This is a genomic window from Enterobacter sp. Acro-832 (genome assembly GCF_011752745.1).
GTDB classification, from domain to species: domain Bacteria; phylum Pseudomonadota; class Gammaproteobacteria; order Enterobacterales; family Enterobacteriaceae; genus Enterobacter; species Enterobacter quasiroggenkampii.
This window is the reverse complement of the sequence record NZ_VWWX01000002.1, coordinates 977,858-997,522: the sequence shown is the minus strand read 5'-3', so window position 1 is coordinate 997,522 and position 19,665 is coordinate 977,858. Positions and strand designations below refer to the sequence as shown.

The following is a 19,665-nucleotide window of genomic DNA, read 5'->3' as shown; positions in this document are numbered from 1 at the left end:
TTATTTCCCCGTAAAGTTCGGCGCGCGCTTCGCCAGGAAAGAGCTGACGCCCTCGCGGTAGTCGTCGCTGCGCCCGGCCAGGCGCTGATAGTCGCGCTCGAGATCGAGCTGAGCGTCCAGAGTATTGGTTTCCGCGGCGTTGATCGCCTGCTTGATCAGCCCCAGGCCGAAGGTCGGCTGCGACGCAAAATGCAGGGCCATCTGCTGTGCCGTGGTGGAGAGCTGTTCGTCATCCACCACCTGCCAGATCATGCCCCACGCCTGCGCCTGTTCAGCGCTGAGTTTGTCCCCGAGCAGCGCCAGCCCCATGGCGCGGGCGCGTCCGGCCACGCGCGGCAGCAGCCAGGTGCCGCCGCAGTCCGGCACCAGACCGAGCTTGCTGAAGGCCATCACAAAGCTGGCGGAGCGCGCCGCAATCACCATGTCGCACCCGAGCGCCAGCGTGGCGCCCGCGCCCGCCGCCACGCCGTTAACGGCACAGATGACCGGCTTCGGCAGCTTTGCCAGGCGGCGCACCAGCGGGTTGTAGAAGGTTTCAACGGACATGCCCAGATCGGGCGCCGGGCCGTTGGGGTCGACGTTGCGGTCGTTCAGGTCCTGACCGGCACAGAAACCACGTCCTGCGCCGGTGAGCAGCAGGCAGCGAACGGTGTCATCGCGCTCGGCCTGTTTCAGGCACTCAGCCAGCTGCTGGTGCATCACGTCGTTGAAGCTGTTCAGACGCTCCGGACGGTTCAGCGTAATGGTCATCACGCCCTGTTCTACATGACTGAGAATAAATTCCACAATTAGCGTCCTTTAAAGTCGGGGGTGCGTTTTTGTAAGAAGGCGTCGATGCCTTCCCGGCGGTCTTCAGTGGCGGAAAGTAGCGTAAACAGCTGGCGCTCCTGAACCAGACCGGCCTGGAGCGCCACCTCCTGCGACTGGCGCAGCGCCTGCTTCGCCGCCTGCAGCGCCAGCGGCGAGTGGCGCGCCATCAGGGCCGCCTGCTTCAGGGCATACTCCAGCGTCAGCGCTGCCGGGAAAACATCGCTCACCAGCCCGGCGTTCAGCGCCTGCTCGGCGGAAATGCTCTCGCCGGTCAGCACCATTTTGCTGGCCAGCGATTTCCCGACGCTACGGATAAGGCGCTGGGTGCCGCCCGCGCCGGGCATGATGCCGAGCGTGATTTCCGGCAGGCCGAAACGGGCGTTGTCACCGGCAATCACCACGTCGCACAGCAGCGCCAGCTCGCAGCCCGCGCCCAGCGCGAAGCCGTTCACGGCGGCGATCAGCGGTTTAGGAAAAGCGTTGATACGCGCCCACAGCTGCGGGCGAATATCGTTCAGAGTGGCAGGCAGGTCTTTGTCCACCATTTCGTTGAGATCGGCCCCGGCGGCAAAGCAGCGCTCGCTGCCGTAAATCACGCAGACGGTGATGTCAGCATCCACAGCGGCGGCCTCAAGCTGTTCCGCAAGCTGGGTCAACAGCGCGTTGTTGAGGGCGTTGCGCGCCGCCGGACGGTTTAGCGTCAGCTGCAGCACGCGGCCATGACGGGTAACAGTCAGCTCACTCATGCCATCCCCTTCGCGTCGAAGTCGACGATCACGTCGGCGGTTAACGGTAAAGACTGGCAGCTCAGCACATACCCGGCGGCCAGCTCGTCCGGCTCCAGGCTGTAGTTGGTCGCCATGTCCACTTTCCCGCGCAGCACTTTGCATTTACAGGTGGCGCAGACGCCGCCCTTGCAGGCATACGGCAGATCTGCCCCCTGACGCAGGGCGGCATCAAGAATGCTTTCGTCGTCCGCCGTCAGGGTAATTTCACGGTCGCGCCCGTCCTGGCGAACGGTCACTTTCTGTCCGCCCGCCTGCACGTGCGCCGCGCGCTTAACGGTGATTCCGGAGGTGTTAAAGCGCTCAAGGTGAATGGATTTGTCCGGCATCCCCAGCGCCTTCAGCGTGGCTTCCGCGTCGTCCATCATCGCCGACGGGCCGCAGATAAAGGCCTCGTCATACTGGCGGAAATTAATCAGGGTTTTCGCCAGCGCCTGCAGTTTTTCCCCGTCGATGCGGCCATAGAGCAGATCGCTGTCCAGCCGCTCCTGGCTGAAGATGGAGACCAGCTGCAGCCGCTGCGGGTATTTGTCTTTCAGGTCCGCCAGCGCCTGGCGGAACATCATGCTCTGGCTGCTGCGGTTGCCGTAGATCAGGGTGAAATGACTGTTCGGTTCGGTCGCAAGCGTCGCGGAGATAATCGCCAGCATCGGGGTGATCCCCGAGCCTGCCGCAATCGCCAGGTAGTGGCCTTCGCGTTCGGCCTGTGGCTGGTAGCCAAACTGCCCCTGAGGAACCATCACCTCCAGCGCCATGCCCGCTTTGATCTCATCCCGGGCATAGCGGGAGAAGCGCCCGCCGTCGATGGCTTTGACTGCCACGCTGATTTCGCCCGGAGCGGTACTCCGGCAGATGGAGTAGCAGCGGCGCAGCTCGTCTCCGCCAAGTGTCGTTTTTAACGTCAGGTGCTGGCCGGGACGGAAGCGGTAGGCCTCCTGCAGCGCCTGCGGCACCGCAAAGGTAATGGTCACCGCGTCGCGGGTTTCGGGTTCCACTTTTGCCACTGTTAATGAATGAAACGTTGTCATGGCAGCCTCAAATACATTTGAAATAGTCGAAGGGCTCACGGCAGGAATTGCAGCGGTAGAGCGCTTTGCAGGCCGTCGAACCAAATTCACTGATAAGCGAGGTGTCGGTGCTGGCGCAGCGCGGACAGCTCACCTCCACCGGCGCGTGCGCGTGACAGCTATGCCCCACCGGCGGACTGATGCCGTACGCCCGCAGGCGCTCACGCGCGTCGGGGGTCATCCAGTCGGTGGTCCAGGCGGGTTCAAGCTGGAGCACAATGTGTACCGGAGTAAAGCCGTGCGCGGTCATCGCCTCGCGGATCGCCCCCAGCAGGTGTTCCGTTGCCGGGCAGCCCGAGTAGGTCGGCGTAAAGCCAATGACCCAGCCTTCCCCCTGCGCCTTCACGCTGCGCACCATGCCTAAATCGGTGATGGTTAACACCGGCACTTCCGGGTCCGGGATCTGGCTGAGCAGCGCCCAGATCTGCGGGATTTGCGCGGGCGCGATGTCGACGAGGCGTTGCATAGCGTTCTCCTTTACCACTGCTGACCGGGATACGCGCGCTGGAGATACTGCATTTCCGCCAGCATCGGGCCCAGATGTTCGGTATGCAGCCCCTGCTTGCCCCCGGTGCGGTACGCCACCTCGGCGGGCACCTGCAGGCAGGCTTCATTCAGACCGGCATACACTTCGCTTTCCCACGGCTGGCGCAGGAGGCGCGGGTCAACCGCCACGCCGGACTCAATCAACTCCCGTTCGACGTCATCGGCTTCAAACAGCTCGGCCGTAAAACGCCACAGGTTGTCGATGGCCTGCTGCATTTTTTGCGCGGACGTTTCGGTCCCGTCGCCCAGACGCACCAGCCAGCCGCGGCTGAAGCGCAGGTGGTAGCGCGCCTCTTTAATCGCTTTGGCGGCAATGGCGGCAAGCTGGCCGTCGCGGCTTTGTGTCAGGCGTTCGTACAGCGCCACGTTCCAGGCATCCATCAGGTACTGGCGGGCAATCGTGTCGGCGAAGCTGCCGTTCGGCTGCTCCACCAGCAGGACATTGCGGAACTGGCGCTCATCGCGGCCAAACGCCAGCGTGTCTTCATCGCCCTGGCCTTCCCGCTGCGCGGCATAGGTCAGGAAATTGCGCGCCTGTCCCAGCAGATCGAGGCCGATATTGGCGAGCGCGAGGTCGATCTCCAGCTCCGGCGCGTGGCCGCACCAGGCACCGAGACGCTGGGAGAGCACCAGACCGTTGTCGCCCAGACGCAGGGCATAGGCAGTCACTGAATTCATTCTTTGCCTCACATATGCTCGATGCCGTCAGGGATGGTGTGGAACGTCGGATGGCGGTAAACCTTGCTCTCCGCCGGGTCGAAGAACTCGCCGCGCTCTTCCGGCTGGGAGGCGACAATCTCGCTCGCCTTAACCACCCAGATAGAACACCCTTCGCTGCGGCGGGTGTAGGCATCACGCGCATTTTCCAGCGCCATGCGATCGTCGGCGGCATGCAGACTGCCCACGTGACGGTGGGATAACCCTTGTTTGCTGCGTACGAACACTTCGTACAGCGGCCAGTAGACATTGCTCATCGTGATTCCTCTTAAGCCACTTTGCGGGCGTGTTGTTTTTCGGCGTGCGCCAGTGCGGCTTCCCGCACCCACGCCCCCTCTTCCCAGGCTTTACGTTTGGCGGCCAGGCGTTCGTGGTTGCAGATGCCGCGCCCGTTAATGACCTCGTCAAACTCGTGCCAGTCGATCTCGCCGAAGCGATAATGACCGCTCTCTTCATCAAAACGCAGGTCGGGATCGGGCACCGTCATGCCCAGCATCTCCACCTGCGGCACCGTGTTGTCGACAAAGCGCTGGCGCAGCTCGTCGTTGCCGAAGCGTTTGATTTTCCACGCCAGGCTGCGGGCGCTGTTCGGCGAGTTGTCGTCGTTCGGCCCGAACATCATCAGCGCTGGCCACCAGAAGCGGTTGATGGCGTCCTGCAGCATCTGACGCTGGGCTTCACTGCCCTGCGCCAGCGCCATGCAGGCTTCAAAGCCCTGACGCTGATGGAAGCTCTCTTCTTTACAGATTTTCACCATCGCGCGGGCATACGGACCGTAGGAGGTTCGGCACAGCGCCACCTGGTTGACAATGGCCGCGCCGTCCACCAGCCAGCCGATCACGCCGATATCGGCCCAGCTCAGGGTCGGATAGTTGAAGATGGAGGAGTATTTCATCTTGCCGTCGAGCATCTTCTGGTAGATGTCTTCCCGCGCGCAGCCCAGCGTTTCCGCCGCGCTGTAGAGGTAAAGCCCGTGTCCGGCTTCGTCCTGCACCTTCGCCAGCAGGATCGCTTTTCGGCGCAGCGTCGGGGCGCGGGTGATCCAGTTCCCTTCGGGCAGCATGCCGACAATTTCGGAGTGCGCATGCTGGCCAATCTGGCGGATCAACGTCTTACGGTAGGCGTCAGGCATCCAGTCCTGAGGCTCAATCGCCGTCTCCTGCGCTATGCGCTGCTCAAACCGTTGTTCTTGCGTCACGTCATCACCTTTATGATTCGTTAGTTTGCAAATTAAAGCGTAATGTTGAATCACTTTGTTTTTTAAAAGTTACACAAAGGTTAAATATAATCCCAAGAATTGTTTCCTGATTATGTGACATTGCTCGCAAGGCTTTTACTACAGGCGCGCTGAAGAGCGTCCTGGCGCGCCGTGTTTCATCAGAGCGGATCACAATGTTAACAATTCATTAAAACTCAGCTTGATTTTTATGATTCATGATCAAACTATTAATGGGTAAATTACGTAACATTTGGAGATAAGCGATGCAGCAGTTAGCCAGCTTCTTATCCGGTACCTGGCAGTCTGGCCGGGGCCGCGAACGCACTATTCATCACGCCATCAGTGGCGAAGCGCTGTGGAGCGTGACCAGCGAAGGGCTGGACATGGCGGCCGCCCGTCGCTATGCGATTGAGCGCGGCGGCGAAGCGCTTCACGAGATGACCTTTATCGAACGCGCGGCCATGCTGAAGGCGGTGGCAAAGCACCTGCTTAGCGAGAAAGAGACGTTTTATGCCCTGTCCGCCCAGACCGGGGCGACAAAATCAGACAGCTGGGTCGATATCGAAGGCGGGATCGGCACCCTCTTCACTTATGCAAGCCTGGGCAGCCGCGAGCTGCCGGATGACACCGTGTGGCCGGAAGACGAGCTGATCCCGCTGTCAAAAGAAGGCGGCTTTGCCGCGCGTCACGTCCTGACCTCCAAATCCGGGGTGGCGGTGCACATCAACGCCTTTAACTTCCCCTGCTGGGGAATGCTGGAAAAACTGGCCCCGACCTGGCTTGCCGGCATGCCCGCCATCATCAAACCCGCCACCGCCACCGCACAGGTGACGCAGGCGATGGTGAAATCCATCGTCGACAGCGGGCTGGTGCCGGACGGCGCCATCAGCCTGATCTGCGGCGGCGCGGGGGATCTGCTCGACCAGCTCGACAGTCAGGACGTGGTGACCTTTACCGGCTCCGCCAGCACCGGGCAAAGCCTGCGCGTGCACCCGAATATTGTGGCGAATGCCATTCCGTTCACGATGGAAGCCGACTCCCTTAACTGCTGCGTGCTGGGGGAAGACGTCACGCCGGAGCAGCCGGAATTTGCCCTGTTCATTCGGGAAGTGGTGCGCGAGATGACCGCCAAAGCCGGGCAGAAATGTACGGCCATTCGCCGCATTATCGTCCCGCAGAGCCAGATTGACGCCGTGAGCCAGGCGCTGGTTGCCCGGCTGGAAAAGGTGGTGGTGGGCGACCCGGCGCAGGAAGGGGTAAAGATGGGCGCGCTGGTCAACGCCGAACAGCGTGCGGACGTGCAGGAGAAAGTGGAGCAACTGATCGCCGCAGGCTGCCAGGTCCGCCTGGGTGGCAAAGCGGATTTGCAGGCCGCGGGCGCGTTCTACCCGCCGACCCTGCTGTTCTGCCCGCAGCCGGATGAAACTCCGGCAGTGCACTCAACCGAAGCCTTTGGCCCGGTCGCGACGCTGATGCCGTATCGCAACGCGCGCCACGCAATGCAGCTTGCCCGCGCGGGCGGCGGCAGCCTGGCGGGTACGCTGGTCACCGCAGACCTGGACATTGCCCGCCAGTTTATTACCGGTGCGGCGTGCGCCCACGGGCGTATTCAGATCCTCAACGAGGAAGCCTCGAAAGAGTCCACCGGCCACGGTTCCCCGCTGCCGCAGCTGGTGCACGGTGGCCCGGGACGCGCGGGCGGCGGCGAAGAGCTGGGCGGCCTGCGTGCGGTGAAGCACTACCTGCAGCGCACCGCCATTCAGGGCAGCCCGACGATGCTGGCGGCTATTGGCAAACAGTGGGTGCGTGGCGCAGCGGTGCAGGAAGATCGCGTGCATCCGTTCCGCAAATACTTTGAGGAGCTGCAGCCGGGCGATAGCCTGCTGACGCCGCGCCGCACCCTGACGGAAGCGGACATTGTGAACTTTGCCTGCCTGAGCGGCGACCACTTCTACGCCCATATGGACAAGATTGGCGCGGCAGAGTCGATCTTTGGCGAGCGCGTAGTGCACGGCTACTTCCTGATTTCCGCCGCAGCAGGGCTGTTTGTTGATGCGGGCGTCGGGCCGGTGATCGCCAACTACGGCATGGAAAACCTGCGCTTTATCGAGCCGGTTAAACCGGGCGATACCATTCAGGTGCGTCTGACCTGCAAGCGTAAAACGCTGAAGAAACAGCGTACCGCCGAGGAAAAACCAACCGGCGTGGTGGAATGGGCGGTTGAGATCTTCAACCAGCACCAGCAGGCCGTGGCGCTGTACTCCATCCTGACGCTGGTGGCGCGCCAGCAGGGGGATTTCTGACACCTTCCCTTCACCGCCTTTCCTGCCGGGTGGCGCGATGCTTACCCGGCCTACGACGACCAACCGGGGTGTGACATCGCCCCGCTCTTTTTTTAACCTGGCAAGACTGGCAAATAATCTGGCAGATGCAGGCAAACGCTTTTCTCAGGCGCCTGTCAGGATAAGGCTGTCACAACACAATAAGCACAACAAACACAACAAAATGAGGTCTACGATGGGAAGCAATTCTTCTTTTTCTGCCCGTAGAACGGCGCTGGCTATGGCCGTTGCGCTGTGTTGCGCCTGGCAATCCCCTGTTTTCGCCCACGGCAGTGAGGCGCATATGGTCCCGATGGACAAAACGCTGCAGGACTTTGGCGCCGACGTTCAGTGGGATGATTACGCACAGATGTTCACCATTGCGAAAGACGGCGCCTTTGTGAAGGTCAAACCGGGCGCTAAAACCGCCATCGTCAACGGGAAAACCCTCAAGCTCGAGGTGCCGGTGGTGATGAAAGGCAAAAAAGCCTTTATCTCTGACAGCTTCATCAACGATGTTTTCCAGTCCGGTCTTGACCAGACTTTCCAGGTTGAAAAACGCCCTCACCCGCTAAACGCGCTGACGGCGGACGAAATTAAGCAAGCCGTTGAGATTGTCAAAGCCTCAGCGGATTTTAAACCGAATACCCGCTTTACCCAGATTGCCCTTGCTGAGCCAGAGAAAGCCAAAGTGTGGGACTTTGTGCTTAACGGTACGGCTGTGGATGCCCCGCGTCAGGCAAAGATTGTGATGCTCGATGGGAAGCACGTTATCGAAAGCCTGGTGGATCTGAAGGATAAAAAAATCCTGCGCTGGGAGCCGGTGAAAGATGCGCACGGCATGGTGCTGCTGGATGATTTCACCGCGGTACAGCAGATCATCAACGACAGCATGGAGTTTGCCGAGGTGCTTAAAAAACACGGCATCACCGACCCGAAAAAAGTGATTACCACGCCGCTGACCGTCGGCTATTTCGACGGTAAAGATGGCCTGAAGCAGGAAGATCGCCTGCTGAAAGTGGTGAGCTATCTGGATGTCGGCGACGGCAACTACTGGGCGCACCCGATTGAAAACCTGGTGGCCGTGGTCGATCTTGAGCAGAAGAAAATCCAGAAGATTGAGGAAGGTGCCGTTGTTCCGGTTCCGATGACACCGCGCCCCTACGATGGCCGCGACCGTATAGAGACGCCGAAAAAACCGCTCGACATCATTGAGCCGGAAGGCAAGAACTACACCATTACCGGCGATATGGTGCACTGGCAGAACTGGGACTTCCACCTGAGCCTGGACTCCCGCGTCGGCCCGATGATTTCAACCGTCACCTATAACGACAACGGCAAAAAACGCCAGATTATGTATCAGGGGTCGCTCGGCGGCATGATCGTCCCTTACGGCGATCCGGACGTGGGCTGGTACTTTAAGGCCTATCTTGATTCCGGCGACTACGGCATGGGCACCCTGACCTCGCCGCTGGTACGCGGTAAAGACGTGCCGTCCAACGCGGTGATGCTCAATGAAACCATCCCGGACTACACCGGCGCGCCGATGGAGATCCCGCGCGCAATCGCCATTTTCGAACGCTACGCCGGCCCGGAATATAAGCATCAGGAGATGGGCCAGCCTAACGTCAGCACCGAGCGCCGCGAACTGGTGGTGCGCTGGGTGAGTACCGTGGGCAATTACGATTACATCTTCGACTGGGTGTTCCATGAAAATGGCACCATCGGCATTGACGCCGGTGCGACGGGTATCGAAGCGGTGAAAGGCGTACAGGCGAAAACCATGCACGATGCCACAGCTAAAGACGATACAAAATACGGTACGCTGATCGACCACAACATCGTGGGCACCACGCACCAGCACATCTACAACTTCCGTCTTGATATGGACGTGGATGGTATCAACAACAAGCTGGTGGCCATGGATCCGGAAGTGAAGCCGAATACCGCCGGTGGCCCGCGCACCAGCACCATGCAGATCAATCAGTATGATATTGATACCGAGCAGCAGGCAGCGCAGAAGTTCGACCCGGGCACGATTCGCCTGCTGAGCAACACCCGCAAAGAGAACCGCATGGGCAACCCGGTTTCGTACCAGATCATCCCTTACGCGGGCGGCACGCACCCGGTGGCAACCGGCGCGAAATTTGCGCCGGACGAGTGGATTTACCATCGCCTGAGCTTTATGGACAAACAGCTGTGGGTGACCCGCTACCACCCGGATGAGCTCTACCCGGAAGGAAAATTCCCTAACCGCTCCGTGCACGACACCGGCCTGGGGCAATACAGCAAGGATAACGAGTCGCTCAACGATCAGGATGACGTGGTCTGGATGACCACCGGCACCACCCACGTGGCGCGTGCGGAAGAGTGGCCAATTATGCCAACGGAATGGGTGCATACCCTCCTTAAACCGTGGAACTTCTTCGACGAGACGCCAACGCTCGGGAAGAAAAAAGACGAAAAATAACCATCCACCGGGCAATTGCCCGGTTTTTTTTGCCCTGAAGTTTGAGGATCGCCCTGGCTTGCTTATAGTTACTGATATCTCACCTGCATGATTTATCCCCCGGACGGGAAAGGCCTTTATGGAAAAAAGAAAACAACCGACGCTGGAACGGGCAACCTGGTCCACACGCCATGCCATGGTCATGCATGGGCTGGCGATGAACCTGCCGTGGCTGGCCTTCGTCAACGTCAGTTTCGCGGTGATGATCCTGCTGCGACACATCCTGCTTAAGGCCAGCGATCCCCTTTATCCCCACTCGCCGCAGCTGACGAGAATGGTCGATGCCTCCATGCTCGGCATTATTATTCTCTCTGCTGCGCTGATCCTGATGGCCTGGCGGCGTATCGCCGGAATCAGCGTGGTGTTGTTTATCTGTAGCGCCATCTGGTCGGTCTCCTGTTTCTGGTTCATCACGCAATTGCTGCTGCCCCACGTCTGGCCGCTGTGCGTCATTCTGTTACTCGCCGGGTTAACGGCGCTCTATTTTTACCCTGAGGGGCTGCTCGCCTTTGTGCTCCCGCTCTGGATCACCCTGCCGGTTGCAAGCTGGGTACGCAATGATGGCCTAAACCTGCACTTCATCATCATCTGGAGCGTGTTTACGCTGATCCTGGTCTGCGGGCGTTTCATTCTGCTGAGCTGGTTTGACGAAGCCTGGCGACGTAACCAGCAAAATCAGCTGCTGATATCACGGCTGGACGCGCTGGCGCACCAGGACCCGTTAACCAAGACCGCTAATCGCCGGAAAATGGAGGTAGTGCTGGAGAACGCGGTTGAGCAGAAAAAAACCTTCTCGGTGATCATGCTGGATATCGACTACTTCAAGCGCTACAACGATACCTACGGGCACCAGGCAGGCGACGACTGTCTGACCCGCGTGGCGCGCGTGCTGAAGCAGTCGGTGCGCACACCTGATGATGTGGTGTCACGCTACGGAGGTGAGGAATTCGTGGTCATCCTCTTCAATTGCCCGGCAAACATCGCGGAAAAGGTTGCCCTGCGTATTCAGGACGGCCTGCGTACGGAAGCCATACCGCACGACGCCTCCACGGTCAGCGACCATGTCACCGTAAGCATGGGGATTGCGAGCATGGCAGAGGGGCTGGCCGGCACCGAGATCATCGCTCGCGCCGATGCGGCGCTTTATCGGGCGAAAGAGGCCGGGCGGGATCGGTGGTCGCTCTAAATAAAAGCCGGGTGGCGCTGCGCTTACCCGGCCTACGGATCGAGGTGTTGTAGGCCGGGTAAGGCGTAGCCGTCACCCGGCAGTTTTTTTAATACCGCACGCAAACCGACTTGGTTTCACACCAGCCGTCCAGCCAGTCCGGACCAAAGTCGCGCCCTGTCCCGGACTGCTTCATGCCGCCGAACGGCAGGTTGGCGTCGATCAGCGTATGGCTGTTGACCCAGACGGTGCCCGCCTGCAGCCGGTCGGTATATTCCAGCGCCTTGCTGATATTCTGCGTCCAGACGCTCGCCGTCAGGCCATAGTCGCTGTCGTTTGCCAGCTGGAGTGCCTCTTCCCCGTCGGCAACGCGCACCACGTTGACCACCGGGCCAAACACCTCTTCGCGGGTCAGGCGCAGCGAGGCATCCGGGTTCACCACCAGCGTAGGCGAAACGTAATAGCCTTTGCCTTCCGGCCCACGGTTACCGACAATCAGCTCCGCGTTGCGCGACTTCGCCTCATCGAGGAAGGTCTGCACCTTGTCACAGTGCGCACGCGACACCAGCGGGTTGATAAACGCCTCTGGCGACATGCCCGGCCCGACGCTGAGGGATTTCACCGCCTGTTCAAACCCGCTGACCAGCGTGTCGAACAGCGGCGCTTCAATATAGATACGCGAGCTCGCCGCGCACACCTGCCCCTGGTTCAGGAAGCTGCCGGTCATCAGGCCTTCGATTACCCACGCCGGGTCCGCATCCTTGAGCACAATTGCCGGGTTTTTCCCGCCAAGCTCCAGGGTCACGCCGGTGAGCGTGTCCGCCGCCGCGCGGGCGATTTGCTTACCCGTCGCCGTTGAGCCGGTGAAGCTCACCTTAGCAATATGCGGATGCGAGGTCAGCGCAGCGCCACACACCGCGCCGCTGCCGGTCACCACGTTGAACACCCCGTCCGGGATGCCCGCTTCACTGGCCAGTTCCGCCACGCGCAGCATGGTCAGCGGCGTGGTTTCAGACGGCTTGATGACAATAGAGCAGCCCGCGGCCAGCGCTGGCATCACTTTCCACATCCCGATCATCAGCGGGAAGTTCCAGGGCACAATCCCGGCCACCACGCCAACCGGCTCTTTTCGCGTCCACGCCTGATAGCGGGCGCCCTGCGGTAACGGGATGGAGAGGTCGAGGGTCTTACCCGTAATTTTGGTGGTCAGCCCGGCGGTATAGCGCATCCAGTTCAGGGTGCAGCTGACTTCAAACATACGGGAGATGTTGATGGATTTGCCCTGCTCCAGCGTTTCAAGCTGGGCCAACTCCTCACTGTGCTGTTCCACCAGATCGGCGAAATGGAGCAGGATCCGCTCGCGCTCCGCCGGGAGTTTTCCGGCCCAGGTACGGGCCACAAAGGCGCGCCAGCCGGACATGACGGCACGATCAACGTCGTCGACGCTGGCGTCGGCAGTCGAGGCGATGACCTCGCCCGTGGCCGGATTGTAGACATTCAGCCGCTTTTCACTGTCCGATGCGACCTGACGCCCTTCAATCCACAGGCCATGCTGTCGGTCTAAAAATTGCTGCACGGCAGGCTGAATAGCTACCAGTGATTCAGACATAGGATACTCCTTCGTTATTCTTCGCAGGGTGTTCATCCAGTCTAAGTGGGGTTTTGCATTCTCGCTTTTGTCTCTGTGACATTCGCTTTGCCACCTGTGACAGGCTCCGCAAATCACGATAATTGCCGCTTATATCGCTGTTACCGGTGAGTGTTCTTTCCTATAGTCAGCCTCATAGCTCTGACAAAATGCAACACAAATGCAACAATGCGAAAACGTTGACGGTGCAGTGAGAGAAACGATGGCGTGTGCAAGCGAGCAGGAACAGTATCAGCAGTGGCTGGCGCAAATTAATCAGGTTTGCGGGCGTTTTAACGCACAGCCCACCGAGGGAAAATTCTACGGCGAGCTGGAGACCAGCTATGCGCGCAGCCTGAAGCTCAGCACCGTCACCGCCGGCGGCGTGAACCTGTTCCGCTCCCGTCAGGAGATCAAACAGAGTAACGATGCCTGGTTCTATACCGTGTTCCAGCTCGAAGGGAGTGCGGAAATTGAGCAGGATGACCGCCGCGCGGTACTCAGAACCGGTGATATTACGCTGATTGATGCCTCACGCCCCTGCTCGATCAACTGGCAGGAAAAATCCCGCCAGATTTCGCTCCTGGTTCCCCGTCAGATTATTGAGCAGCAGTGCCGCTTTCAGGAGATAAGCTGCGCCACCGCTCTTTCCCGCACGCTGCCCACGGTCCAGCTGAGCCATCGCCTGTTGATGGAGAGTATGAGCAATACCAGCCTGAGTGACCGGGAGAGCGAAGCGGCGCTCGAAGCGATGATCTGCCTGCTGCGCCCCGCTTTCCAGCAGCGCGAAATCATTCAGCCGCGTAAGGAACGCCAGTTCCAGCATGTGGTGGCGCTGATTGACGACCACATTCAGTCTGAATCGCTGCGCCCGGAATGGATTGCCGCCGAGAGCGGTATGTCCGTGCGCAGCCTTTACCGCATGTTTGCCGAGAAGGGGCTGGTGGTTGCACAGTACATTAAAAACCGCCGTCTGGATCGCTGCGCGGAGGTGCTGCGCGCTGCCGGTGATGACGAAAAGCTGGCGGGCATTGGCTACAGCTGGGGGTTCACCGACCATAGCCATTTTTCAACGGCGTTTAAGCAGCGCTTTGGCGTTTCGCCGGGTGAATACCGCAAGCGCTACCGCTAGCTATTTTTTGAGCCACTTTCCGTTAATGCCCTTCACGTACTCGCCCGGCTGCGCGCGGGCAACCAGTTTCTGCCCTGCCATTTTGGCCACTTCATCGACCGGCAAATTATTGCTGTCAGCCAGCTTCTGGTAGCTTTCCGTGCGTGCCGCGTTGATGCGATTAACCAGCGCCAGCGTTTCGGCGTCCTGTTGAATCGGGGCGAGATAACCGCTGAGGGTTTCCCCCACGCGCCCCTGTGCCCGGGCGTCATTTAGGGTGAGCGTAGCCGCCTGCACGTTCATCCCCAGCGCCAGTAAAATCAGAGCTACTCGTTTCATGGCGTCCTCAGAACAGATCGCTGCGCGTTTTCAGCAAAGTTTCAACGTCTTTATCGACCTTAATGTGGATCTCATGTTCGATTTTGACATTCATATTGATGGTAATCGGCTCCTTTGGTGCAGCGACTTCAATGCGCGGCGTACAGCCGGACAGTAGCGCGGCAACGGCAACGGTGAGCGCACCAGCCATCTTTTTCATTGTTGTTCCTCACTTTCCTTGCCAGTCGAACTGCGGAGACCGGGTATCGCCGCGTGTTGCTCAAACCAGGTTTGCAGATTGTCTCCAAAACGCAGGCTGCGCCAGAGGGTAAAGACATTCTCGTCATGGGTATAGTTCAGGTTGACGGAGCTGCTCTTGCCATCGACCCGGCTGGTCCCCTTGATGGTCGCCTGCATGGTTAATTCACCCAGGTTATCTAAATTGATTCTCGTCCACGAACGCGAAATTTCCATATAGCGGAGCCAGTTAATCGCGGCACCCGCGACCATATTGTCTTTGACGATGGCGTCGGCCGTATTTTTGTCGATGCGCAGCGTCATAGGCCCCGGGTTAGTCAGCCAGCCATCCTTAATGATCCATTTTTCGTTGTCCAGCCAGAACGGCAGCGCCCCGCTGACCGGCCCCGACATGGCAAACTGTTTTGGATTGACGGCGCTAATCAGCTCGCTCGATGAGATATTGTCCACGCGCAGCAGGGCCGGATCGTGCTGCGGCATCCGCAGCTGCTGCATGGTGATCTTCCCGCCGAGGGTTTCCACCTTCACGTTGGTGAGCAGCAGCGGATTGTCCTCCGTCCAGGGATAATCGCCCTGTAAATCCGCGGTAATGTTGCGCGCGGTCACCAGGTTTACCACTTCGCCAATGCGCAACGTGACCGGTCCGCGCGTGCCCAGAGACCAGGTTCCCTCGCTGAAGCGGAACGGCAGCACAAAATCGACGCCGTTTATCTGGTTGTCCGGCATCCAGGCGCTGCCGGATTTCAGTACCCCGTGCCCACCCGCTTCAAAGCCCTGATCGGCCGCCGCCGAGAAGGCAACCTGCGCATAAAGCTCACCGTCGCGCAGCGTCATTTTCCAGTCCGGCGGGATAAGCGGCTGGAATACGGTGAGGGACTGTTTCGGCCACCAGGCCTGCCCGCGAAGGCGCACGCCATCCCACCTTCCGTTGACCTGTACCGGGCCGATGTTGTCCGCATGGAGGTCGCCCTTAAACTGAAAAATTGTCGGGTCGGTGCCGTCGACGCTGAAGGTCAGGACCGAGGGCGGCAACACGCTGCCGCCAGAGAAGCGGGTTTGCCCGGCCTTCAGCGACAGCGCACCGCTGAAGGCCGGTTTTTCGGCATCGCGCAACCAGCGTACAGGCTGATCCAGCACCAGACGCGGCTTGCTGACCTCCATCGTGCCGTACTGAAGCTTGTCAAAACCGGTGGAGAGCGCCGTCAGCTCAATAAGGTTGTCGCGCCACTCGCCTTTCCCGGCGACATCCCAGCGGGCATGCATCGGCGTAAAGCCGCCTTTCCCCCAGTACCGCCACTGCCACAGGCCGTTATCAGGTAAAAAGTCGTTGGCCTGACCGTCCAGGTGGAGTTCAAAATCGCCCATCTCGTTTTCATGGGCGCGTAAAATCGCCTGTAAACGACCGTCCACGCCCTTCTGGGTGAGCTTCACGCCCGCCAGCGGCCAGCGGATTTCATCGATATCGAGTGAGTTAATGATGCGTCCGCGCGAGCGAAGCAGCGCGCCCGGCTCAAAGGCGAGCTGCGGTTCATACAGGCTGCCGGTCAGTTTTGCCGGTAATTTGGCGTAAAGAATGAGATCGTTTTGCTTCGCCTCGCCGCTCAGGTGTAGGGGCATGTCGCTGTTTTCCATGCTGAGCCTGCCGGGCCCGATATTCAGTACCGCGTTGCCTTTCCCCGCATCGCCTTGCGTCAACACGTTCAGTCGTCCGGTCAGCGTGGCTTTCTCCAGCCCCTGCTGCCAGTTGTCGGCGCGAAGGGACACCCGCCCGCTCAGCGGCATACCCGAGAGATCCCAGTTCCAGCGTCCGTCGCTGATGTTGAGCTGTTCCGCCGTGATCTGCCACGGCAGGTCGAGAAGCGGATCGGGGTTGTCTCTCGCCATCACCACCAGCTGTCCCTGATTGTCTTCCCAGTCGAGATCGGCATCGACCAGAGACGTTAACTGTGGCACGTTAAAGGTCGCCACCGCGTGGCCTTTCACCGGCACCCCGTCCGGCACCAGCGGCAGGGTAAACTCGCCCACCAGCTTAACAGGCTGCGGCTGGTCAGGGAGCTGAACATCGAACTGGCTGACCGAGAGCGTCTGACCGCGAAGCGTGCCTTTAATGCTGACCTGCTCGCCTTTATAGGCGATCTCTTGGCTGGACGGGGTCAGGGACGCGTGAAGCTCACCCTGCCACTGCTGCCAGGGCGACAGCGTCAGGCGGTGAACCGTAAGCCAGGTATTGGGCAATACCGCCTGCCATTCCGCCAGCGTTTTCGGGGCGACCGTTGAAGGCGCTGACTGGGGAATTTTGCTCAGGCAGACGGAGTTAAGATCCAGCGCGCCGATGTCCAGCTTCCAGCGGCTGGGATGTGACAGCGTCACGTTATCGATGCGGGCAATTTCGCAGTCTTCCACCAGATAGCGAAGGTCGGGGATCACCAGCGCGTGGCGAGTCAGTTTCGGGCTCTCTTCGAAAGCGATGCGCGTCCCGACGGGAAGCCAGATCCCAGCGAGCGTCGGCACCCACTGGGCGAGCGTCATCAGCAGCGTCAGCGGCAACAGTATGAACAGCAGTAAAAGCGCAAGAGCGGCTTTGTATTTACCCTTCATGGGCAGTTAATATCCTGATTTAGCGAAAGAATTAAGCCGGCAGTGCCGATCATTGTCGCATGTTTAGCGGTTGAGTTGAAGTTAACGCCACGATTAAGGATAGATGCTGTAAATAGTATGAGGTAAGTTTTTTGCTATGCGTAACCTAAAGAACACAATTAAGATTCAGTGGGTTACGCATAATTTCAGGCGAAGAAGCCGGAATAACTGCGTAATTAATACCTGTTCCTGGGCATTGCCAGCAGGTAAAGCATTGCGAATATCAATGACCCCCAGTACACCGAGTCGTACCGCCAGGGATCAAAATCGATATGTAAAAAACCGCGAACAAAATCATAGCCGTTGGCAAAAACGTTAATCTGGATGGCTGCAATGGCTATCACAAACAGCGTATAGGCAATGAACAGAGGATATTTACGAAGCCTGTTGACCTTGAGTTTTCCGAGGTACAACAAGCAAAAAATGACAATAGATACAATAAAATAGCACACAGCAGGTAGAATCGGTGGGGTTAATGACAACTCGAACTGTTCCGACATAATTAATTCTCTTTAGCTATCTGGTACATCTGCCAGCCTGTGACGCTTCCACTGGTTAAATCCAGAGCCATCGCTGTTTTAGAAGCCTCTTGCCATCCTCTGATATAATCAGATTCAATGTTGCGAAACAAACTCCAGGATTTTTCTCTGGGAGCCAGAACTTTTCTGCCCGCGCCATAGGCTGATAAAGAGATATCAACTACACCATAGACAATATCAGCTTCATTATTCCCATAGCCGAGCTTCGCTGCTGCGTAGCGATAAGCATCTCTTAGCGTGCCAGACCGATCTTCACGATAGAGAAGATAGTATCCATTTTCATACATGTTGTTTAGCCCATGAGTAATCATAGGTGCACCATAGGCAGCACAGGCAAGACCCAGCGAACCGACGCATAAACTAGCGCCCCCATACACTTGCGCCCCACCGGCAACGAAACCGATCTGTTTAAGCGCTAACGTCGTCGTTGTTGTCCGATTTTTTTCAACAACAATGAATAATTTAGCCTTATTGAAGGTAAGTAAGTCATCTTGTTCCTTAAGATGATGTATCTGTTCATCAAGAACTTGAATCCCGCCTGACCAAGTCAAGCAATGCGATTCGATCTCCCTTCTCAAACGAGCAACTAGTTGTTGAGTTTCAAAAAACATGCCAGAGGTACCATAAAGCAAATGCTTTGTGGCAATTCGCTGCGCAAGATTTTCAATCTCTGAGACTTTCTCCTCGAAATGACTTTTTCCCCGATTATGGTTGTACATTCGGTCTCCCTGTCATTTTTAAACAATAACGATAATACTACCTTTGATGTTAATACATTCAAAGAGCTACGCAATATCAATAACTACGCGTGGTCACGTTTTCAGGCATTGGTAAACCACTTGAGTCTCCCCAATATTAAAACTAACAGACATGTCTCTGGTGTCCCCCCTTAAGAAAGCGTTAGATATGAATATCATGGAGTTAGGGTGGACATATGCTCTAGAATAATTGATAGAACTTATTGAATTCAATAATATTTTAGAAATTGTAAGATAATTTTAATCATGCTAACGTGAATGCAAAATAACTGGAGAAAGTCTTATGAAACTCGCGGTATACAGCACAAAGCAGTACGATAAAAAGTATCTGCAACATGTTAACGAGGCTTACGGGTTTGAGCTTGAATTTTTCGACTTTCTGCTGTCCGAAAAAACCGCTAAAACGGCGCACGGCTGTGAAGGCGTCTGCATTTTCGTAAACGATGATGGCAGTCGTCCGGTGCTGGAAGAGTTGAAAAAACAGGGGGTGAAGTACATCGCCCTGCGCTGCGCGGGCTTTAACAACGTGGATCTCGACGCGGCGAAAGAGCTGGGTCTGAAGGTGGTGCGCGTTCCGGCGTACTCCCCGGAAGCGGTGGCGGAACATGCGATTGGCATGATGATGTCGCTCAACCGTCGTATTCACCGCGCTTATCAGCGCACCCGTGACGCCAACTTCTCGCTGGAAGGGCTGACCGGCTTTACCATGTACGGCAAAACCGCTGGCGTGATCGGGACCGGTAAAATTGGCGTGGCTGCCCTGCGCATCCTGAAAGGCTTCGGCATGCGTCTGCTGGCATTCGATCCGTACCCAAGCGCCGCAGCGCTGGATCTGGGCGTGGAGTACGTCGACCTGCCAACGCTGTTCTCGCAGTCCGACGTGATCTCCCTGCACTGCCCGCTGACGCCGGAAAACTACCACCTCCTTAACCAGGCGGCGTTTGACCAGATGAAAGATGGCGTGATGATCATCAACACCAGCCGCGGCGGGCTGGTTGACTCCCAGGCCGCTATCGAAGCGCTGAAGACCCAGAAAATTGGCGCGCTGGGGATGGACGTCTACGAGAACGAACGCGACCTGTTCTTTGAAGACAAGTCTAATGATGTCATCCAGGACGACGTGTTCCGTCGCCTCTCTGCCTGCCATAACGTGCTGTTTACCGGACATCAGGCGTTTCTGACTGCCGAAGCGCTGATCAGCATTTCGGAAACCACGCTGGGCAACCTTCAGCAGTTAGAAAAGGGTGAGCCGTGCCCTAACGAGCTGGCTTAAGTGCT

At 58.2% G+C, this 19,665-nt stretch carries 18 protein-coding genes; 5 read left to right on the top strand and 13 right to left on the bottom strand.

Going from position 1 to position 19,665, the window contains the following annotated elements:
* Genes paaG through paaA form a run of 7 tightly spaced genes read right to left on the bottom strand, consistent with a single transcriptional unit; the run spans position 1 to position 5,123 of the window.
* Positions 1-789 (bottom strand): 2-(1,2-epoxy-1,2-dihydrophenyl)acetyl-CoA isomerase PaaG, encoded by a 789-nt coding sequence (paaG, locus tag F3J31_RS11250; RefSeq protein ID WP_167213183.1) that lies wholly within the window; start codon positions 787-789, stop codon positions 1-3.
* The gene (gene paaF, locus F3J31_RS11245) at positions 789-1,556 is read right to left on the bottom strand and encodes a 2,3-dehydroadipyl-CoA hydratase PaaF (protein ID WP_167213112.1); all 768 of its coding nucleotides are present in this window, start codon (positions 1,554-1,556) and stop codon (positions 789-791) included. The genes paaG and paaF overlap by 1 nt, the downstream gene beginning before the upstream one ends.
* Positions 1,553-2,623 carry a 1,2-phenylacetyl-CoA epoxidase subunit PaaE gene (gene paaE, locus F3J31_RS11240; RefSeq protein WP_167213109.1) on the bottom strand — a complete coding sequence of 357 codons (1,071 nt, stop codon included), beginning with the start codon at positions 2,621-2,623 and terminating at the stop codon, positions 1,553-1,555. Before paaE ends, paaF begins: the two co-directional genes overlap by 4 nt.
* A gap of 7 nt (positions 2,624-2,630) precedes the next feature.
* Positions 2,631-3,128, bottom strand: coding sequence for a 1,2-phenylacetyl-CoA epoxidase subunit PaaD (gene paaD / locus F3J31_RS11235; protein ID WP_025911360.1), 498 nt, complete (start codon positions 3,126-3,128; stop codon positions 2,631-2,633).
* 11 nt (positions 3,129-3,139) lie between these two features.
* On the bottom strand, positions 3,140-3,886 hold the full coding sequence (gene paaC, locus F3J31_RS11230) for a 1,2-phenylacetyl-CoA epoxidase subunit PaaC (protein WP_063621531.1): 747 nt from the start codon (positions 3,884-3,886) through the stop codon (positions 3,140-3,142).
* Between the two features lie 8 nt (positions 3,887-3,894).
* Positions 3,895-4,182, bottom strand: a complete 288-nt coding sequence (paaB, locus tag F3J31_RS11225; protein ID WP_167213106.1) for a 1,2-phenylacetyl-CoA epoxidase subunit PaaB — start codon at positions 4,180-4,182, stop codon at positions 3,895-3,897.
* An 11-nt stretch (positions 4,183-4,193) separates the two neighbouring features.
* Positions 4,194-5,123, bottom strand: a complete 930-nt coding sequence (gene paaA / locus F3J31_RS11220) for a 1,2-phenylacetyl-CoA epoxidase subunit PaaA (RefSeq protein WP_025911363.1) — start codon at positions 5,121-5,123, stop codon at positions 4,194-4,196.
* A 284-nt stretch (positions 5,124-5,407) separates the two neighbouring features.
* Between paaA and paaZ the strand changes: the two genes are divergently transcribed.
* From paaZ to F3J31_RS11205, 3 genes are all read left to right on the top strand, one after another.
* On the top strand, positions 5,408-7,447 hold the full coding sequence (gene paaZ, locus F3J31_RS11215) for a phenylacetic acid degradation bifunctional protein PaaZ (RefSeq protein ID WP_167213104.1): 2,040 nt from the start codon (positions 5,408-5,410) through the stop codon (positions 7,445-7,447).
* Positions 7,448-7,661: 214 nt separating this feature from the next.
* Entirely contained in the window at positions 7,662-9,935 is a 2,274-nt protein-coding gene (gene tynA / locus F3J31_RS11210) for a primary-amine oxidase (RefSeq protein WP_167213103.1), read from the top strand.
* A gap of 118 nt (positions 9,936-10,053) precedes the next feature.
* Positions 10,054-11,160 carry a GGDEF domain-containing protein gene (locus tag F3J31_RS11205; RefSeq protein ID WP_045910425.1) on the top strand — a complete coding sequence of 369 codons (1,107 nt, stop codon included), beginning with the start codon at positions 10,054-10,056 and terminating at the stop codon, positions 11,158-11,160.
* An 88-nt stretch (positions 11,161-11,248) separates the two neighbouring features.
* Here F3J31_RS11205 and F3J31_RS11200 read toward each other — a convergent pair whose 3' ends face one another.
* Positions 11,249-12,748 carry an aldehyde dehydrogenase family protein gene (locus tag F3J31_RS11200; protein ID WP_167213101.1) on the bottom strand — a complete coding sequence of 500 codons (1,500 nt, stop codon included), beginning with the start codon at positions 12,746-12,748 and terminating at the stop codon, positions 11,249-11,251.
* A 241-nt stretch (positions 12,749-12,989) separates the two neighbouring features.
* Between F3J31_RS11200 and feaR the strand changes: the two genes are divergently transcribed.
* Entirely contained in the window at positions 12,990-13,898 is a 909-nt protein-coding gene (gene feaR, locus F3J31_RS11195) for a transcriptional regulator FeaR (RefSeq protein ID WP_045910621.1), read from the top strand.
* On the opposite strand, the gene F3J31_RS11190 is transcribed toward feaR, so the two are convergent.
* The 5 genes from F3J31_RS11190 to F3J31_RS11170 form a co-directional block, all read right to left on the bottom strand.
* The gene (locus F3J31_RS11190; protein ID WP_008502387.1) at positions 13,899-14,216 is read right to left on the bottom strand and encodes a YdbL family protein; all 318 of its coding nucleotides are present in this window, start codon (positions 14,214-14,216) and stop codon (positions 13,899-13,901) included.
* 7 nt (positions 14,217-14,223) lie between these two features.
* Positions 14,224-14,415: a YnbE family lipoprotein gene (locus F3J31_RS11185; protein ID WP_045910423.1), complete on the bottom strand. Its 192-nt coding sequence runs from the start codon at positions 14,413-14,415 to the stop codon at positions 14,224-14,226.
* Positions 14,412-17,051 (bottom strand): YdbH family protein, encoded by a 2,640-nt coding sequence (locus tag F3J31_RS11180; protein WP_167213099.1) that lies wholly within the window; start codon positions 17,049-17,051, stop codon positions 14,412-14,414. Before F3J31_RS11180 ends, F3J31_RS11185 begins: the two co-directional genes overlap by 4 nt.
* A gap of 215 nt (positions 17,052-17,266) precedes the next feature.
* Positions 17,267-17,590 (bottom strand): hypothetical protein, encoded by a 324-nt coding sequence (locus F3J31_RS11175; RefSeq protein ID WP_048030654.1) that lies wholly within the window; start codon positions 17,588-17,590, stop codon positions 17,267-17,269.
* A 2-nt stretch (positions 17,591-17,592) separates the two neighbouring features.
* The gene (locus tag F3J31_RS11170; RefSeq protein ID WP_048030655.1) at positions 17,593-18,348 is read right to left on the bottom strand and encodes a DUF4225 domain-containing protein; all 756 of its coding nucleotides are present in this window, start codon (positions 18,346-18,348) and stop codon (positions 17,593-17,595) included.
* A gap of 322 nt (positions 18,349-18,670) precedes the next feature.
* On the opposite strand from F3J31_RS11170, the gene F3J31_RS11165 reads away from it, so the two are divergent.
* Positions 18,671-19,660 carry a 2-hydroxyacid dehydrogenase gene (locus F3J31_RS11165; RefSeq protein WP_028013015.1) on the top strand — a complete coding sequence of 330 codons (990 nt, stop codon included), beginning with the start codon at positions 18,671-18,673 and terminating at the stop codon, positions 19,658-19,660.
* The last annotated feature ends 5 nt before the right edge of the window (positions 19,661-19,665 follow it).

Bases quoted from the DNA above. Each gene is read 5' to 3' on its own strand.
- paaF (WP_167213112.1), bottom strand. From the start codon at position 1,556: ATGAGTGAGCTGACTGTTACCCGTCATGGCCGCGTGCTGCAGCTGACG.
- paaE (WP_167213109.1), bottom strand. From the start codon at position 2,623: ATGACAACGTTTCATTCATTAACAGTGGCAAAAGTGGAACCCGAAACC.
- paaD (WP_025911360.1), bottom strand. From the start codon at position 3,128: ATGCAACGCCTCGTCGACATCGCGCCCGCGCAAATCCCGCAGATCTGG.
- paaC (WP_063621531.1), bottom strand. From the start codon at position 3,886: ATGAATTCAGTGACTGCCTATGCCCTGCGTCTGGGCGACAACGGTCTG.
- paaB (WP_167213106.1), bottom strand. From the start codon at position 4,182: ATGAGCAATGTCTACTGGCCGCTGTACGAAGTGTTCGTACGCAGCAAA.
- paaZ (WP_167213104.1), top strand. From the start codon at position 5,408: ATGCAGCAGTTAGCCAGCTTCTTATCCGGTACCTGGCAGTCTGGCCGG.
- tynA (WP_167213103.1), top strand. From the start codon at position 7,662: ATGGGAAGCAATTCTTCTTTTTCTGCCCGTAGAACGGCGCTGGCTATG.
- F3J31_RS11205 (WP_045910425.1), top strand. From the start codon at position 10,054: ATGGAAAAAAGAAAACAACCGACGCTGGAACGGGCAACCTGGTCCACA.
- F3J31_RS11200 (WP_167213101.1), bottom strand. From the start codon at position 12,748: ATGTCTGAATCACTGGTAGCTATTCAGCCTGCCGTGCAGCAATTTTTA.
- feaR (WP_045910621.1), top strand. From the start codon at position 12,990: ATGGCGTGTGCAAGCGAGCAGGAACAGTATCAGCAGTGGCTGGCGCAA.
- F3J31_RS11190 (WP_008502387.1), bottom strand. From the start codon at position 14,216: ATGAAACGAGTAGCTCTGATTTTACTGGCGCTGGGGATGAACGTGCAG.
- F3J31_RS11185 (WP_045910423.1), bottom strand. From the start codon at position 14,415: ATGAAAAAGATGGCTGGTGCGCTCACCGTTGCCGTTGCCGCGCTACTG.
- F3J31_RS11180 (WP_167213099.1), bottom strand. From the start codon at position 17,051: ATGAAGGGTAAATACAAAGCCGCTCTTGCGCTTTTACTGCTGTTCATA.
- F3J31_RS11175 (WP_048030654.1), bottom strand. From the start codon at position 17,590: ATGTCGGAACAGTTCGAGTTGTCATTAACCCCACCGATTCTACCTGCT.
- F3J31_RS11170 (WP_048030655.1), bottom strand. From the start codon at position 18,348: ATGTACAACCATAATCGGGGAAAAAGTCATTTCGAGGAGAAAGTCTCA.
- F3J31_RS11165 (WP_028013015.1), top strand. From the start codon at position 18,671: ATGAAACTCGCGGTATACAGCACAAAGCAGTACGATAAAAAGTATCTG.